The organism is Aquabacterium sp., assembly GCF_030652515.1.
Classification (GTDB): domain Bacteria; phylum Pseudomonadota; class Gammaproteobacteria; order Burkholderiales; family Burkholderiaceae_C; genus Aquabacterium.
The window spans coordinates 1-1,107 of record NZ_JAUSAR010000026.1 but is presented as its reverse complement, the minus strand read 5'-3'; the positions used below and the strand labels follow the sequence as shown (position 1 = coordinate 1,107).

Here is a 1,107-nt window from a genome sequence, read left to right as displayed (position 1 = left end):
CCGCGCAGGTTGATCACCCCGCGGATGAAGCCCGGCATCATCGGCACTTCGGTGAGGCTGCCGTACTCGATGATTTCCTTGATGTTGAGGATGCCGATGGCAAACATCTCTCCACTCAGCAGGAAGGTGAGGTATTGCTGTTCTTCGTCCGTCGCAGCAGCGCCCGCGATGACCGGCAGATTGTTCGCCTGATTCATGGCTGCCTCTCCTTAGAAACGGTCAAAGTCCTGTTCGTTGGGCGCGTCGGCCGCAGGTTTGCCTGCTGGGGACTTGGCGGACACTTTGGCGAACTTGGGCGCACCGCCGGTTTGCACCTTGCCCGGCCCCGCTCTGTGGCGTGTCTGGGTGACGACTTGTTCGCCCGCATTGCCCAGCTTGAAGAAGGTCATCACGCTCTGCAGTTGCTCGGTCTGGCTGCTCATTTCTTCGGCCGTTGCCGCGAGTTCTTCCGAGGCGGATGCATTCTGCTGGGTGGTCTGGTTCAGTTGTCCCATCGCGCCGTTGATTTGTGCGACGCCGCTGGATTGTTCGGACGAGGCGGCGGCGATTTCCTGCACCAGTTCGGAGGTCTTGTTGATGCTGGGCACCATTTCGTCGAGCAGCTTGCCCGCCTTCTCGGCCAGGCTCACGCTGCTGCCGGCCAGTTCGCCGATTTCCTGTGCCGCAATCTGGCTGCGTTCCGCCAGTTTGCGCACTTCCGCCGCCACGACGGCGAAGCCTTTGCCGTGCTCGCCGGCGCGGGCAGCCTCAATCGCCGCATTCAGCGCCAGCAGGTTGGTCTGGTAGGCGATGTCGTCCACGATGCCGATCTTGCCCGCGATCTTCTTCATGGCCTCGACCGTGCTGCCCACGGCCTGGCCGCCTTCGGTGGCCTGCTTGGAGGCCTTGCCGGCCATGCCGTCGGTGACTTTGGCGTTCTCGGTGTTCTGGCTGATGGAGGCGGTCATCTGCTCTATCGACGCCGTGGTCTCTTCCACGCTGGCCGCCTGTTCGCTGGACGCCTGCGACAGCGATTGCGCCGTGGCGCTGATCTGCTCGGATGCGCTCGCCAGTGAATCCGCTCCGGAGCGCACCGAGGTGATGATCTCGGATAGCTTGGCGACCATG

Annotated in this window: 2 protein-coding genes; both read right to left on the bottom strand. The window is 63.0% G+C overall.

What is annotated here, in order from left to right:
• Positions 1–197, bottom strand: a 197-nt coding sequence (locus Q7V20_RS03935; protein WP_304787400.1) for a chemotaxis protein CheW, incomplete at its 3' end; no start/stop codon positions are given.
• A gap of 12 nt (positions 198–209) precedes the next feature.
• The coding region (locus tag Q7V20_RS03930) for a methyl-accepting chemotaxis protein (RefSeq protein WP_304787398.1) at positions 210–1,107 on the bottom strand (898 nt) is incomplete at its 5' end.